The 13,819-nt window shown below is 70.9% G+C and carries 12 protein-coding genes; 6 read left to right on the top strand and 6 right to left on the bottom strand.

What is annotated here, in order from left to right; translation table 11 throughout:
* Positions 1 to 43 precede the first annotated feature (43 nt).
* From GGQ96_RS08690 to GGQ96_RS08665, 6 genes are all read left to right on the top strand, one after another.
* Positions 44 to 856: a TIGR04290 family methyltransferase gene (locus GGQ96_RS08690; RefSeq protein WP_184113669.1), complete on the top strand. Its 813-nt coding sequence runs from the start codon at positions 44 to 46 to the stop codon at positions 854 to 856.
* Entirely contained in the window at positions 853 to 1,911 is a 1,059-nt protein-coding gene (locus tag GGQ96_RS08685) for a polysaccharide pyruvyl transferase family protein (RefSeq protein WP_184113667.1), read from the top strand. Before GGQ96_RS08690 ends, GGQ96_RS08685 begins: the two co-directional genes overlap by 4 nt.
* On the top strand, positions 1,898 to 3,277 hold the full coding sequence (locus GGQ96_RS08680) for a Coenzyme F420 hydrogenase/dehydrogenase, beta subunit C-terminal domain (protein WP_184113665.1): 1,380 nt from the start codon (positions 1,898 to 1,900) through the stop codon (positions 3,275 to 3,277). Before GGQ96_RS08685 ends, GGQ96_RS08680 begins: the two co-directional genes overlap by 14 nt.
* 105 nt (positions 3,278 to 3,382) lie before the next feature.
* Entirely contained in the window at positions 3,383 to 6,520 is a 3,138-nt protein-coding gene (locus GGQ96_RS08675) for a helicase-related protein (protein WP_425506697.1), read from the top strand.
* Entirely contained in the window at positions 6,517 to 7,185 is a 669-nt protein-coding gene (locus tag GGQ96_RS08670) for an HAD family hydrolase (RefSeq protein WP_184113663.1), read from the top strand. The genes GGQ96_RS08675 and GGQ96_RS08670 overlap by 4 nt, the downstream gene beginning before the upstream one ends.
* A 58-nt stretch (positions 7,186 to 7,243) precedes the next feature.
* On the top strand, positions 7,244 to 7,804 hold the full coding sequence (locus GGQ96_RS08665) for an alpha/beta hydrolase (RefSeq protein WP_184113661.1): 561 nt from the start codon (positions 7,244 to 7,246) through the stop codon (positions 7,802 to 7,804).
* A 439-nt stretch (positions 7,805 to 8,243) separates the two neighbouring features.
* Here the strand turns inward: GGQ96_RS08665 and GGQ96_RS08660 are convergent, their stop codons facing one another.
* From GGQ96_RS08660 to GGQ96_RS08635, 6 genes are all read right to left on the bottom strand, one after another.
* A complete protein-coding gene (locus GGQ96_RS08660) occupies positions 8,244 to 9,023 on the bottom strand; it encodes a metallophosphoesterase family protein (protein WP_184113653.1) in 780 nt (259 codons plus the stop codon).
* 31 nt (positions 9,024 to 9,054) lie between these two features.
* A complete protein-coding gene (locus tag GGQ96_RS08655; protein ID WP_184113651.1) occupies positions 9,055 to 10,149 on the bottom strand; it encodes a catalase family protein in 1,095 nt (364 codons plus the stop codon).
* A gap of 69 nt (positions 10,150 to 10,218) precedes the next feature.
* Entirely contained in the window at positions 10,219 to 11,655 is a 1,437-nt protein-coding gene (locus GGQ96_RS08650) for a hypothetical protein (protein WP_246360346.1), read from the bottom strand.
* Positions 11,633 to 13,045 carry a dihydrolipoyl dehydrogenase gene (gene lpdA, locus GGQ96_RS08645; RefSeq protein WP_184113649.1) on the bottom strand — a complete coding sequence of 471 codons (1,413 nt, stop codon included), beginning with the start codon at positions 13,043 to 13,045 and terminating at the stop codon, positions 11,633 to 11,635. The genes GGQ96_RS08650 and lpdA overlap by 23 nt, the downstream gene beginning before the upstream one ends.
* 128 nt (positions 13,046 to 13,173) lie before the next feature.
* Entirely contained in the window at positions 13,174 to 13,566 is a 393-nt protein-coding gene (locus tag GGQ96_RS08640) for an acyl-CoA thioesterase (RefSeq protein WP_184113647.1), read from the bottom strand.
* Positions 13,563 to 13,805 (bottom strand): hypothetical protein, encoded by a 243-nt coding sequence (locus tag GGQ96_RS08635; RefSeq protein ID WP_343058974.1) that lies wholly within the window; start codon positions 13,803 to 13,805, stop codon positions 13,563 to 13,565. The genes GGQ96_RS08640 and GGQ96_RS08635 overlap by 4 nt, the downstream gene beginning before the upstream one ends.
* Positions 13,806 to 13,819 lie beyond the last annotated feature (14 nt).

Genomic DNA, 13,819 nt, shown 5'->3' with positions numbered 1-13,819 from the left:
GGATCGTTGGCGGAACGATTGGGCGATAATGGTGGGAGACGGAATGCGACAGGGGGAATTCGCTGATGACGGCCCTGCCCCGTCGCTGCGCGCCGAGATCGACGCGCTCGCCCCCTGGTTCCACAATATCGACCTGAACGGCATCCAGACCGCGCCGGACCACTTCTTGGGCAACTATCCAAGCGACAAGTTCGCCCGCTTCGCCGATGCGATCCCGCAGGACCTGTCCGGCAAGTCGGTGCTCGATATCGGCTGCAATGCCGGTTTCTATTCGGTCGAGATGAAGCGGCGCGGCGCGGATCGCGTGCTGGGGATCGACAGCGACGAACGCTATCTGGCGCAGGCGCGACTGGCCGCACGGGCGCTGGGGTTCACCGGCATCGAGTTCCGCCAGCTCGACGTCTATCAGGTCGGCGCCTTGGGCGAGCGGTTCGACCTCGTGATCTTCATGGGCGTGCTCTACCACCTGCGCCATCCGCTGCTGGCGCTCGACCTGATCCGCGAACATGTCGCGGGCGACCTGATGCTGTTCCAGACGATGCAGCAGGGGTCGGACGCGATCGCCGAGGTGCCGGAGAACCACCCCTTCTTCCTGCCCGGCACTTATCGCAAGCCCGGCTATTTCGACGACCCCGGCTATCCCAAGATGCACTTCATCGAACGGCGCTATGCCGACGACTGGACCAACTGGTGGGCCCCCAATCGAGCCGGCAGCGCGGCGATGCTGCGGGCGGCGGGATTTGCGATCCTCGCCAATCCGGAGCCGGAGGTGTTCCTGTGCCGCGCCGCGCCGGTGCCCTTTGCCGATCTCGGCCCGGCCGCCGTCTATCCCGCCCGGGGAGATGCAGCGGCGTGAGCGGGACGGTCGGTGTCCTCACCTTCCATGCCAGCATCAATTACGGCTCCTACTGGCAGGCGCGCTGCCTGGTCGAGGGGCTGGCCGGTCGCGGCCGCTCCGTGACCCTGCTCGACCATGAAAGCGCCGCAGTCCGCTCGGCGGAGCTGCGCAGCGCCTTCCAGCCCGACCTGCCGCGCCGCACCCCGCGCCGCCATTTCCCCGCGCTCGGCCGCAAGGTGCGCGCCTTCGCGCAGGCCGTCGCGGATCTGCCACGCTCGCCCGCCTTCCCGCTCGACCATCCCGAACGGGCTCCGGATGTCGACACGGTCGTGATCGGCAGCGACGAAGTGTGGAACTTCGCCCATCCCTGGTACAGCGCCCGGCCGCTCTTCTTTGGCGAGGGCCTGCGCGGCCGGCTGGTCTCCTATGCCGCCAGCTTCGGCGGCCATGACGCTTCGCACGGGCTCGACGCCGGCTGGGCGGCGCGGCTCGCCCGGTTCGATGCGCTGTCGGTGCGAGACGCCAATTCGCAAGCCATGGTCGCGGCCGCGCTCGGGCGCACGCCGCCGCTGGTGCTCGACCCCTGTCTGCAATTTCCCGACGTGCTGCCCCCCGCCCCGCCCGTCTCCGGCGACTATCTGCTGCTCTACGGCCATGGCCTGCCCGACTGGTTCGCCCGCCAGGTGCGCGCCCAGGCCGATGCGATGGGCTTGGGGATCGTCACGGTCGGCTATCCGCACCCGGTCGCCGACACGGATCGGAGCGATGCGGGGCCGATCGCGTTCGCGACGCTGATGGCCGGCGCCCGCGCCGTGGCGACCAGCTTCTTCCACGGCGCGGTATTCGCCCTTCACTATGGCCGGCCATTCGTCGCCGCCACCTCGCCCTATCGCCGGCTGAAGCTGGAGGGGCTGACCGGTTCACTGGACGCGACGCACCGGCTGATCGATCCGCAGACGCCGGCCGCCGCCGCCCGCGCGCTGCTGGAGACGCCGGTCGAGCCGGTGGTCCGCGCCCGGATCGCCGAGGGGCGGGTCCGCTCCGCCGCCTTCCTGGACGATGCACTTGGCTGACGCCGTCACCCCGCGCGCCATCGTCCGGGCCGGCCTGTGCATCGGCTGCGGCGGCTGCGCGACGTCGGCGGAGCGGACGATGCGCTGGACTCGCCACGGCCTCCGCGAGCCGGCGGGCGCGCTGGACCGGGCGCCGCCCGGCTTCGACCGTACCTGCCCCTTCTCCCCCGCCGCGCGCGACGAAGATGCGATCGCTGCCGAGCGCTTCCCCCACGCGCCGATCCGCGATCCCCGCATCGGCCGGTTCGAGCGCGCCTATGTCGGCCATGTCGCGGAAGGGGGATTCCGCGCCGGCGGCAGTTCGGGCGGGCTGGTGAGCTGGGTCGCGACCGAGTTGCTGCGGACCGGGCGGATCGACGGCGTCGCGCATGTCGCGCCGACCGATGGCGCGGACGGCGTCTTCTTCCGTTATGGCATCTCGCGCACGCCCGGGCAGGTCGCGGCGGGTGCCCGTTCGCGCTATTTCCCGGTCGACCTGGCGGCGGTGCTGGACGAGATTCGCCGCGTGCCCGGCCGCTATGCGATCGTCGGCGTCCCCTGCTTCATCAAGGCGGTCAACCTGCTCCGCGCCCAAGACCCGCTGATCGGCGAACGGGTCACGCACCTGCTCGGCCTGTTCTGCGGGCATATGAAGAGCGCGCGCTTCGTCGACAGCTTCGCCTGGCAGCTCGACGTGCCGAAGGACGACGTGCGGGCCGTGGAATATCGCCGCAAGGATGAAGGCCGCCCCGCCAACTGGTACACGGCACAGCTCACCCTGGCGGACGGGCGGCAGGCGTCGCGCGACTGGTGGCATTTGGCCGATGGCGACTGGGGCGCCGGCTTCTTCCAGGCCTCGGCCTGCAACTGGTGCGACGATGTGGTCGCGGAGACCGCCGACATCGCGTTTGGCGACGCCTGGGTCGAACCCTATAGCTCGGACGGGCGCGGCACCAATGTCGCGGTCGTCCGCTCGCCCGAACTCCGCGACCTGATCGCGGGCGCGGTGGCGGACGGGCGGCTGACGCTGTCGCCGGTCGACAGCGACTTCATCGCCGAGACCCAGGCGGCGGGCCTGCGCCAGCGGCGCGAGGGGCTGGCCTATCGTCTCGCCTGGCGACCGCCGCGCGGCGTGGCGATCCGCAAGCGCGTCGCCCCGTCGCGGTCCGGCCTGCCATGGCGGCGGCGACTGGTTTATCGCGCCCGCTTCGCCATCGCGCGCTGGAGCCACCGGGTCGCGCGGGCGGCGCAGGTCACCGGCCGGCCGAGCCTCTATGTCGGCTGGGCCGGGGCCGCGCTCGCCCTCTATCAGGGGCTGATCTACCATCGCGGCCGCGTCGGCCGCTGGTTCGACCGGCTGGAGGGCATCCCACCGCAGGACGGCTGATTATCCGTCGCCCGGAACTCCGGACCCTGCCAGTCCCTTCTGCCTCCTCCCCCTATCCGAGAGGATCCCCTCCTGCCCCAGTCCCAGCCCGCCCCCGAACAGACGCTGCCGGTCGCGGAGGTCGCCGCCGCGCTGACCCGGCCGCTGGCGGCGGCCGACATCCTCTATGCGGTGGCCGACGAAGTGCGCGCGATCGCGCTCGCCCGCGCGCTGTCGATCGCCGCGCCCGAGGCCGAGGTCATCTTCTGCCCCGGCAGCGACGCCCTGCCCGGCGAGGCCGCCCCCGCTTCCCCCGCCAATGTCGGGCAGCGCGTCGCCGCGCTCCACCGCCTCTATCGCCGCGCGCAGGCGGGCGAGGATCGCCCGGTTGCCTGCATCACCACCGGCGAGGCGCTGGCCCGCGCCTATCCGGAGCCTTCCGCCTTCTCCGCCGCGCCGCCGGTGGTCGAACGGGGCGCGGCGGTCGATCTGGAACAACTGTTCGGCGAGCTGACCGGCATCGGCTATGTCGCGGACGAGCGGGTCGACGAACCTGGCGAGGTCGCGCTGCGCGGGCAGGTGCTCGACATCTTCCCCGCCGACTCGCTCGAACCGCTGCGGATCGAGGCGGTCGAGGGCCGGATCGATTCGCTCCGCTGCTTCGACCCCGGCGACCAGCGCACCATCGGCACGATCGAGCGGCGCGAACTGGGCCGTGTGTCCGAACCCGAGCTGTCGGGCAAGGGCGTGACGCTGGCCGATCATCTGCCGGACGCCCGGATATGTGTTGAGCCGGCGGCGGAGGAACGCCGCACCCGCTTCCTGGCGCTCGCCGCCGATGCCGCGCGCCGCCGGCCCAAGCGGGCCAGCGCCGATACCGTCAGCGAGGCGCGCTGGTCCAAGGCGGTGGGCGACCGCGCCCTGCCCCCGGTCGAACGCCATGCCGAACCCCCGCCGCGCTTCGTCGAAGGCAAGGCTCCGTTGCGCGCCTTCGCCAAGGCCGCGCGCGAGGCGCTGGAAGCCGGCGAGCGGCTGGTGCTGCTCGGCAGCGCCCGCGACCTGCGCTTCCTGCGCCGCCGCGTCGCGCGCACGCTGAAGCTGACCGTGACCGACGTCGACTCGTGGCAGGCGGTCCGCGACGCCGATGCGGGTTCGCTGCTGGCGCTGCCGCTCGCCGCCGATCGGGGCTTCCGTTGCGCGGGCATCCTCGCGGTCGCCGCCGCCGACCTGCTCGGCAGCCGCGCCGAGCGCGACGATCATGCGACCGCCGCCACCGACACCGCGCTGTTCGACTTTGGCGAGATCCGTGTCGGCGACGTGGTGGTGCATGAGGACCATGGCCTGGCGATCGTCGCCGGGCTGGAAGCGCTGGCGGAGACCGGCGGCGACGCCATCGCGCTCAGCTATGCCGATGGCGGGCACAGGCTGGTCCCGGTGGCGGAGGCGGACCGCATCTGGCGCTACGGCGCGGATGCCGAGGGGGTGACGCTCGACCGGCTGGACGGCGCGAGCTGGCAGAAGCGGCGCGGGGCGATCGACGCGGCGGTGGCGGAAAGCGCCCGCGCGCTGACCGAACTGGCAGAGGCGCGCGCCAGCCGCACCGCGCCGGCGCTGGAGCCCGACCCGGCCGCCTATGAACGCTTCGCCGCCGGCTTCCCCTATACCGAGACGCCGGACCAGGCCCGCGCGATCGCGGCGGTGCGGACCGATCTGGCGAGCGGGCGGCCGATGGACCGGCTGGTGATCGGCGATGTCGGCTACGGCAAGACCGAGGTGGCGCTGCGGGCCGCCGCCCTCGCCGCGCTGGCCGGCCATCAGGTCGCGATCGCCGCGCCGACCACGGTGCTGGCGCGCCAGCACCTGCTCAGCTTCACCGAGCGCCTGGAGGAGAGCGGCATCGCCGTGGCCGGCCTGTCACGGCTTACCGGCGCCGCCGAGCGCAAGCGAGTCAAGGCGGGACTGGCCGATGGGTCGATCCGCGTCGTCGTCGGCACCGGCGCGGTCGGGGCCAAGGGCGTAAGCTATGCCGACCTGGCGCTGGTCATCATCGACGAGGAGCAAAGGTTCGGCGCCGCCGACAAGGCGCGGTTGCGCGATCTGGGGGCAGGCCATGTGCTGACGCTCAGCGCCACGCCGATCCCGCGCACGCTCCAGACCGCGCTGATCGGGCTTCAACAGCTCTCGGTCATCGCCACCCCGCCCGCGCGCCGCCAGCCGATCCGCACCAGCGTCGGCGCGTTTGATCCGGCGACGCTGCGCACCGCCCTGCTTCGCGAGCGCAGTCGCGGCGGGCAGAGCTTCGTCGTGGTGCCGCGCATCGAGGACATGGCGGGTCTTGCCGACAAGCTGGCGCGCGCGGTGCCGGAGCTGGAGGTCGTCCAGGCGCATGGTAAGATGCCCGCCGCCGCGATCGACGAGGCGATGGTCCGCTTCGCGGCGGGCGATGGCGACGTGCTGCTGGCGACCAACATCATCGAGGCGGGGTTGGACGTGCCGCGCGCCAACACCATGGCGATCTGGCGCGCCGACCGGTTCGGCCTGTCGCAGCTCCACCAGTTGCGCGGCCGGGTCGGGCGTGGCGCGCGGCGGGGCCAGGTGCTGCTGCTGACCGATCCCGATGCCACGATCGCGCCGCGTACCCTCAAGCGGCTCAAGACGCTGGAAGCGTTCGACCGGCTGGGCGCGGGCTTCGCGATCAGCGCGCGCGATCTCGACATGCGCGGCGCGGGCGACTTGCTCGGCGAGACGCAGGCCGGGCATATGAAGCTGATCGGCATCGACCTCTACCAGCACCTGCTCGAAAGCGCGTTGCGCACTGCGCGCGGCGAGACGGTGGAGCGGTGGAGTCCGGAACTCAACCTGGGGCTGGACGGCCGGCTGGCCGAGGAGTGGATGCCCGAGCAGGAACTGCGCGTCACCAACTATGCCCGGCTGGCGCGGGTCGAGGACATGGCCGGGCTGGACGCGCTGGCGGACGAATGGGAGGATCGGTTCGGCGAGCTGCCCGAACCGGTGCGCCTGCTGCTCGCGGTCGCGCGCATTCGGGTGGCGGCGCGCGGGGCCGGCATCGCCCGGATCGACGCCGGCCCCGCCGCCATCGCCCTCACGCCCCGGCAGATGCCCGATCCCGTGCCCGACGGGCTGGTCGAGAAGAACGGCCGCCTGCTCTTGCCGGAGCGGATCGACGATCCGCACGACCGGCTCGACCGGATCGAGGCGCTGCTCGACACCTTCCCCACGCCCGCCACGAAGGACGCATCATGACCCCCCAGGCGATCCTGTTCGACATCGACGGCACGCTGGTCGACAGCAACGACGCGCATATCCTGGCCTGGGAACGGGCCTTCGCCGAGGCGGGATATGGTTTCGACCGCCAGACGATCCACGACCAGATCGGCAAGGGCACCGACATGCTGGTGCCGACGCTGCTGCCCGACAGTGACGAGGCGGAGCAGACCGCGCTCGGCGAGGCGCATGGCCGCATCTTCAAGGCGGACTATCTCGACGCGGTCCGCCCCTTCCCGGGCGCGCGCGACCTGATCGCGCGCGTCCATGGCGATGGCCGGCGCGCGGTGCTCGCCTCCTCGGCGTCCAAGGCGGAACTCGACCATTATATCGGCCTGATCGGCGTGCGCGACCTGATCGATGCCGGCACCAGCGCCGACGATGTCGAGCGGACCAAGCCCGCGCCCGACATCTTCGCCACCGCGCTGGACCGCATCGCGCCGCTGTCGCCCGATGCGGCGATCGTGCTGGGCGACACGCCGTATGACATGGAGGCGGCACGCCGCTGTGGCATCCCGGCGATCGGGCTGCGGTCGGGCGGCTTCACCGACGCGGCGCTGGCCGGGGCGGGAGCGATGGCGATCTATGACGATGTCGCCGCACTGCTGGCCGATTACGACGAATCGCCGCTGGCCGCACGATGAACGGCCCTTGCGTCGCACGCGCGAAAGAGGCCTAATCCGCCTACGAGGGAGATGCCGCATGATCGCCACCGTCGCGCAGGACCGATTCTCGATCGTCACCATCTTCGATTCGGAGGGGCCGCCGCCGGCCTGGCAGCGGATGTTCGGCTGGCCCTCGGGCGGCGCGGCGCATCTGCCGATCCACTCGGCCGGGGACCGCACCATCTGGGCCGCCAAGCTCGACCGGGTGGTGCGCGACGCCGACCGGGCCGTGCTGCTGGTCGCGGACGGCATCGGCTGCGCGGCCAGCGCTTGGTGGGCGCGGCTGTCGCCGAGCGACTATGTCGACCGCATCGCCGGAGCGCTGCTCTTCCCGTCCGGCGACCCGACCGACACCGGTTTCGCCGCGCCGCGCACCCGCCTGCCCTTCCCCTCGCTGGTGGTACGCCCCGGCGGCGATGCCGCGCCGCCGGCCGAGATCGGCGAATGGGGCAGCCGCATCGTCACTCGCCACCGTCAACCCGACCGCACGGGCGGCAGTGCGCCCTGGCACAATGCGCAACGCCTGTTCCAGCGCCTCACCCGCCAGGTGGTCGAACAGGACATCGCCCGCGCCCAGGCCCGGTTCGGCGGAAGTTAAGCGTTCGCAAGGCCCGGCTCTCAGCCCCGATCACGTCCATCCCGGCGCAAGCGGGAACTTCGCCAAGGGTCCCCAAGCAACACCCCCCGCGCAGGCCGGGCCCATAGGGGGCATCGGCACGCTGTGGGGATCGCTTACATGACGGGATGCCAGCCTCTGCCGGGAGTGGAGGCTGGCGCGGTTTCCACCTGCTTAGGCTCCACGTCATCGCCATGCGGGCGGCCGTGTCGCGGCGCGGAGGGTTCGATCCGGAGGACGTTGCGTGTTCGTGACGATGCCTCGGCATCGCTCACTCCGACCTCCCAATCCCGAACCGAAACCCGCGCCGGGTCGATGATCCACTCTGATGGGAAATCGCTCTGGCGAACGTGAAGCAGCGCCTTCCGCCGAGCTCCCGCAAAGACCGGGAGGGGAAACGGGCGGCCGTCGGAGCCGGTCCTCACACCAGATCGGCCGCGCGGCTCGCGCCCAGTGGATGCACCGGCTCCGGGCTTTGGGTGCGCGCCAACGTCTCGAACCGGCTGCCCATCACGCGGATTTCGTTGAACCCCGGCGGGCTGTTGCGCGTCCGCTTGGACAGGGTGCCGGCGCCGATCATCCGGATCGTCCGCCCGGCGCGTTCGACCGGGAGGTCGAACGGGTCGTGGACATGGCCCGACAGCACCGCATGCGCGCCCGCCGCCGCCAGGGCTTCCAGCGCCTCCTCGCCGCGATAGGTGCGCGCCGTGCCCTTGGTGCCGCCCTCGATCAGCGGGTGGTGCGCGGCGACGAAGATCAGATTGCCCTTGGGCGCGTCGGCGATCAGCGCCAGCGCCCGGCGCAGCGACGACCGGCCGACATAGCCCTTGGACCAATTCATCCGCCACTGCGCGCGCGCGATCGTCTTCAGCGGCACGATCGTCACGCCCGAAAGCGCCAGGGGCCGCTCGATCATCCGCTCGATCGCGGCATAGCGGGTATAGGGGGCCAGGAACCGCCGGATCGGGTCCCAGTAATAAGGAATGTCGTGATTGCCGATCTCGACCGTCACCGGCGCGGCGAGGCTCTTTAGCCAGGCACCGCCCGCCTCGAACTCGTGCGTGCGGGCGCGCATCGTCAGGTCGCCGGTCATGATCACGGCATCCGGCTTCTCCGCCGCCACCCGCTCCGCGAACCAGGCGATGGCGGAAGGATCCTCCTTGCCGAAATGAACGTCGCTGACGTGAAAGAGCTTGGTCATGTCCGACCCTTTCCGATGGCCGCCGCGCGCGTCAAGGCAGGTCGGCGAGATGACGGGGCTGGTGCATCGGGCAGCCGTTGAACGTTCCCCGATACTCGGCCGAGAAGCGATAGGTGTCGCGCCGCGCGCGGTTGACGTTGCCGAGCGGCTGGTGCGCGGCGATGCCGTTCCAGATATTGAAGGACAGCGCATCGTCGACCGGCTCGGACGCGCCCTCCGTCCAGCCCGGCTGCGGGTCGACGGTCAGCGTCGCGACGGTCAGGAACGGGCTATCCGCCTCCTTCCACTCGACCGTGGGATCCTCGACCGGCATCGCCTCCAGGTCACGGTTGAGCTGGACGCGCAGCTCCCACTGGCCGCCCTCGCGGCCGAGCACCGCATTGACTTCCTCGCGCAACGCATCGGGCCGACCGCGCGTCGAGACGATCTCGCCGGTCAGCCGAGTCAGCGCCGGGCTCACGGGGAACAGCGCCAGCTTGGCGATATGATCGCCATAGCGATAGGGCGTCGCCGAATAATAGGTCTCGCCCAGCGGATGCGTGTTGGGCGCGCCTCCCATCTGCTTGAGCGTGGTCGAGGGCAGGCCGACCGCCTCCAGCGGCGCCTCCACCGCGCGCAGGATGTGCGAGAAGACCTTCTTCGCGCCCTCCGCCTTGTCGGTAGTCGCGGCGAGCAGCTTCAGGTTCTTGGAAAAGGCCTTGGCATCGGGCGCGGCGAAGACCGGGCCGTTGACCATGACGAAGTCCTGCACCGTGTCGCCTTCCGAGCCGGGCAGCCGATCGCCCGCCACGCCCAGCACCTTCAGCGCCAGCCCGCGCGGCAGGCCGATCTCGTCGGATAGGATGTCGCCGGGATTGGTCGAAATGCGGAAGATCGCCTCGTAATCGCCGGCCTGTGCGAACAGCCCCTGCGCCAGCTCGGGCGGCAGGCCGGGATGGACGGTCAGCGTACCCCTGGCGATGCCATGCGCCTTCGCATGGACCGAGCGCACGGCGTGGCCATAATCCTGGGACGTGGTGTCCAGGATATGGCGGAACGACTCCTTGAGCTGGTCGACGACCTCTGCCTCGTCCGGCTGCACCTCCTCGACATCGGGCGTGTAGCGGGTCGGGGCATGGAGAGTCATGGGCGGCGTCCCGTGTCTGGAAAATCTGGCGCTACAAACCCTTTGCTGATCCAGGTCGTTCCATCGCGGCTATCCCATCATCCCGACATAGGTGGTTGGCGGCGCGGGCAGCGATGCGCGGGCAGCGAATCCGACCAGCAGCACCAGCGCCAGCACCGCCGTACCAGCGCGCAGCGCACGCCGGTCGACCAGGCTGCCCGGCGGCAGGGTGACGATCGCCAGCGCGGTCGCGATCATCGGCCAGAGATGATAGCGCAGGTCCGATGCGATGCTGAACGCGGCGAAGCTCGCCTCCAGCGTCAGCGCCGACACCAGCAAGGCGCGCGGCAGGCGAAGACCCGGATCGCGCGACCGGCGGGTCGCCGCCAGCAAGGTTGCGGCGACCACGATCCAGACGATCGGCCAGCCCGTCGGCCACTCCGACACCCGGCCCGCCAGGACTTCCCAGGCGATGCCCGCCCGACCCGGTTGCGCCAGCCCCAGGTCGTTCGGCTCGCCGCCCGGCGGCGGCGCGGCGTTGATCCAGCCCGCCGGCACCCACCAGCGCCAGGTCGAGTTCAGATGCGCCAAGCGCTGCGACAGATAGGCAAGCGGATGGCGCAGCGCCGCCGCCGCTAGCATCGGATAGAGCCGGCCGGACGGCAGGGCGAACAGGCGCTCGGTGATGGCGGCGCAGCGGCTGTCGTCGCCCAGCGGGTCCCAGAAGAACGGGCGGACGCAGCCCTTGGCGATCAGTCCCCTCGTCTCGGCGGGGGTGAAACCGATCGCGGCCTGCGGTCCGACCCGCACCGCGATGCCGGCGAGGTCGAACAGAGGCTGGGTGCGGGTGACCCGGCTCTCGCTCGCCCCCAGCAGCCGGTGGTTGACGAGCGGCGACAGCGCCAGCGTCGCGACGATCAGACCCAGGGCTAGCGTGACGCGGGCGCGTGTGCGCCATCCCGGCGCCAGCATCGCGACCAGGGGCGCGACCGCGAAGACGGCATTGGCGCGGACCAGCAGCGCATAGGCCAGCAGCAGCGCCGCGCCGGCGACCATGGCGCGCGTCCGTCCGGGCGCGGGCCGGCCCGGCGCGGCGACGACCAGCCCCACGCCCGCCAGCATCGCGCCCAGCATCTGCGCATCCTTCAGCACCATCGCCTGCCAGCCCAGGAACGGCGGCCAGATCCCCACCGCCAGCACCGCCCAGGCGGCGCGGGGCCGGCCGACCTGGCGCATTCGTCCGGCGATCAGTCCCAGGCCCAGCCAATAGCCGGCCATCTGCAATGCCAGCAGCGGCCCCGCCCCGGCCATCACCCCGTGGGTCAGCGACCAGAGCCGCGCCATGACCGGCGGATGCCAGTCGTCATAGCGGCCGGACAGCGCCTGCCCATATTGCAGGACGCTGTCATAGGATGCGAAGCCCGGCCAAAAGACCAGGATCGCCACCAGGCCGAGGCCGGCGGCGAGGATAAGGACCGGCCCGGTCGCGCCGGGCCGATCGCGGTCAGATATGGATGGCGCGGCCATAGGCGGAGAGGACGCTCTCGTGCATCATCTCGCTCAGCGTCGGGTGCGCGAACACCGTCTGCATCAGCTCCGTCTCGGTCGTCTCGAGCTGGCGGGCGACGACATAGCCCTGGATCAGCTCGGTCACCTCCGCGCCGACCATGTGCGCGCCAAGCAGTTCGCCGGTCTTCGCGTCGAACACCGTCTTCACGAACCCTTCGGCCTCGCCCAGCGCGATCGCCTTGCCGTTGCCGATGAAGGGGAACTTGCCGACCTTCACCGCATGGCCGGCCTCCTTGGCCTTGGCCTCGGTCATGCCGACCGAGGCGACCTGGGGACGCGAATAGGTGCAGCCGGGGATGTTGCCCTTGTCCATCGCATGGGGGTGGACATCCGTGTTGCCGGCGAGCTGCGCGATCTTCTCGACCGCGATCACCCCCTCATGGCTCGCCTTGTGCGCCAGCCAGGGCGCGCCGGTGACGTCGCCGATCGCCCACAGCCCCTCGACATTGGTCTTGCCATAGCCGTCGGTGACGATGTGGCCGCGCTCGGTCTTCACGCCCAGCGCCTCCAGCCCGATCTGCTCGGTGTTGGGGACGATGCCGATCGCGACGATGACGTGGCTGTACTCGGCCTCGGTCACCTTGCCGTCCTTGCCCTTGATCGCGGCCTTGACCGCGTTCGCGCCACTGTCGATCTTCTCGACGCCAGCGCCGGTCAGGATCTTGATGCCCTGCTTGGTCAGCGCCTTGTCCATGAAGGCGGAGACCTCCTCGTCCTCGACCGGCAGGATGCGCGGCAGCATCTCGACGATCGTCACGTCCGCGCCCATGTCGTTGTAGAAGCTGGCGAACTCCACGCCGATCGCGCCCGATCCGATGACCAGCAGCTTGGTCGGCATCACCTCCGGCACCATCGCGTGGCGATAGGTCCAGACGCGCTTCCCGTCCGCCTTGGCGAAGGGCAGGTCGCGGGCGCGCGCGCCGGTGGCGACGATGATGTTCTTGGCGGCCAGCTCGACCGACTTGTCACCCTGCTTGACGGTCAGCTTGCCCTGGCCCGCCAGCGTACCCACGCCCTCGTAGACCTGAACCTTGTTCTTCTTCATCAATCCTTTGACGCCGGCATTGAGCTGGCCCGCCACCTTGCGGCTGCGATCGACGATCTTGGCGAGGTCGAAGCCCGGCTTCTCGCACGACAGGCCGTAGGATTCGGCATGGGTCATGTAGTGATAGACTTCCGACGTGCGCAGCAGCGCCTTGGTCGGGATGCAGCCCCAGTTGAGGCAGATGCCGCCCAGCCGCTCGCGCTCGACGATCGCCACCTTCATGCCGAGCTGCGACGCCCGGATCGCCGCGACATAGCCGCCCGGGCCCGATCCGAGAACGATGAGGTCGAAAGTGTCTGCCATGATCTGATCCCGTTTGGGCCGGTCGCCGCGCGGTGCGGCTTGGCCGGGCCGATGTTGATAGTCTGTCCGGTGCGGCCCTTCCTAGCGTCTCGCCGCACCGGCCGCATCCGTCGCGTGATGCCGGAGCCTCAGGCCCCTGCAGGCATGGGCGGCACGCGGCGCGGCTGCCGGTCCTCGCCGATCGCGACGAAGACGAAGCGCGCCTGGGTCACCATATAGGCCTCGTCACTGTGGCGGCCGCGTCGCCACGCCTCGACATCGATCGTCATCGACGTGGTGCCGGTCGCGACCAGCGTGGCATAGACGGAGACCTCGTCGCCGATCACGACCGGGCGGTGGAACTTCATTCCCTCCGCCGCGACGGTGACCGCGCGGCCGCCCGAATGATGCGAGGCGACCGAGCCCGCCGCCAGGTCCATATGGCCCATCAACCAGCCGCCGAAGATATCGCCATAGGGATTGGAATCGGCGGGCATGGCGGTGACGCGGATCGTCGGCGACCGGTCGGGCAACATCGTCATGCGGCCTCCCCGCGTCCGCGCCGCGTCTCGGCACGGTCACGTCCGCCCCGATCGTGCAGGATGGCGCGGCGCAGCGGGGCGAGCCCCATCGCGATCGTCGCGACCATGCCGCCGATCCCGCTCCACAGGATCGGCTCGCGCCCGAGCGGATAGGCCCAGAGCGCGGCATGGGTCAGCAGGCCGGCCATCACCAGCCCGGCGACGATGAAGAAGATTTCGATCAGCGTCCGCCGGCCCACCGTCCCTGGTCCTT

It is taken from the genome of Sphingomonas abaci (assembly GCF_014199625.1).
Taxonomy (GTDB): Bacteria; Pseudomonadota; Alphaproteobacteria; order Sphingomonadales; family Sphingomonadaceae; genus Sphingomonas; species Sphingomonas abaci.
The sequence above is the reverse complement of the archived record's forward strand: the minus strand, read 5'-3'. Positions and strand labels throughout refer to the sequence as shown.

Bases quoted from the DNA above. Each gene is read 5' to 3' on its own strand.
- GGQ96_RS08690 (WP_184113669.1), top strand. From the start codon at position 44: ATGCGACAGGGGGAATTCGCTGATGACGGCCCTGCCCCGTCGCTGCGC.
- GGQ96_RS08680 (WP_184113665.1), top strand. From the start codon at position 1,898: ATGCACTTGGCTGACGCCGTCACCCCGCGCGCCATCGTCCGGGCCGGC.
- GGQ96_RS08670 (WP_184113663.1), top strand. From the start codon at position 6,517: ATGACCCCCCAGGCGATCCTGTTCGACATCGACGGCACGCTGGTCGAC.
- GGQ96_RS08665 (WP_184113661.1), top strand. From the start codon at position 7,244: ATGATCGCCACCGTCGCGCAGGACCGATTCTCGATCGTCACCATCTTC.
- GGQ96_RS08660 (WP_184113653.1), bottom strand. From the start codon at position 9,023: ATGACCAAGCTCTTTCACGTCAGCGACGTTCATTTCGGCAAGGAGGAT.
- GGQ96_RS08655 (WP_184113651.1), bottom strand. From the start codon at position 10,149: ATGACTCTCCATGCCCCGACCCGCTACACGCCCGATGTCGAGGAGGTG.
- GGQ96_RS08650 (WP_246360346.1), bottom strand. From the start codon at position 11,655: ATGGCCGCGCCATCCATATCTGACCGCGATCGGCCCGGCGCGACCGGG.
- lpdA (WP_184113649.1), bottom strand. From the start codon at position 13,045: ATGGCAGACACTTTCGACCTCATCGTTCTCGGATCGGGCCCGGGCGGC.
- GGQ96_RS08640 (WP_184113647.1), bottom strand. From the start codon at position 13,566: ATGACGATGTTGCCCGACCGGTCGCCGACGATCCGCGTCACCGCCATG.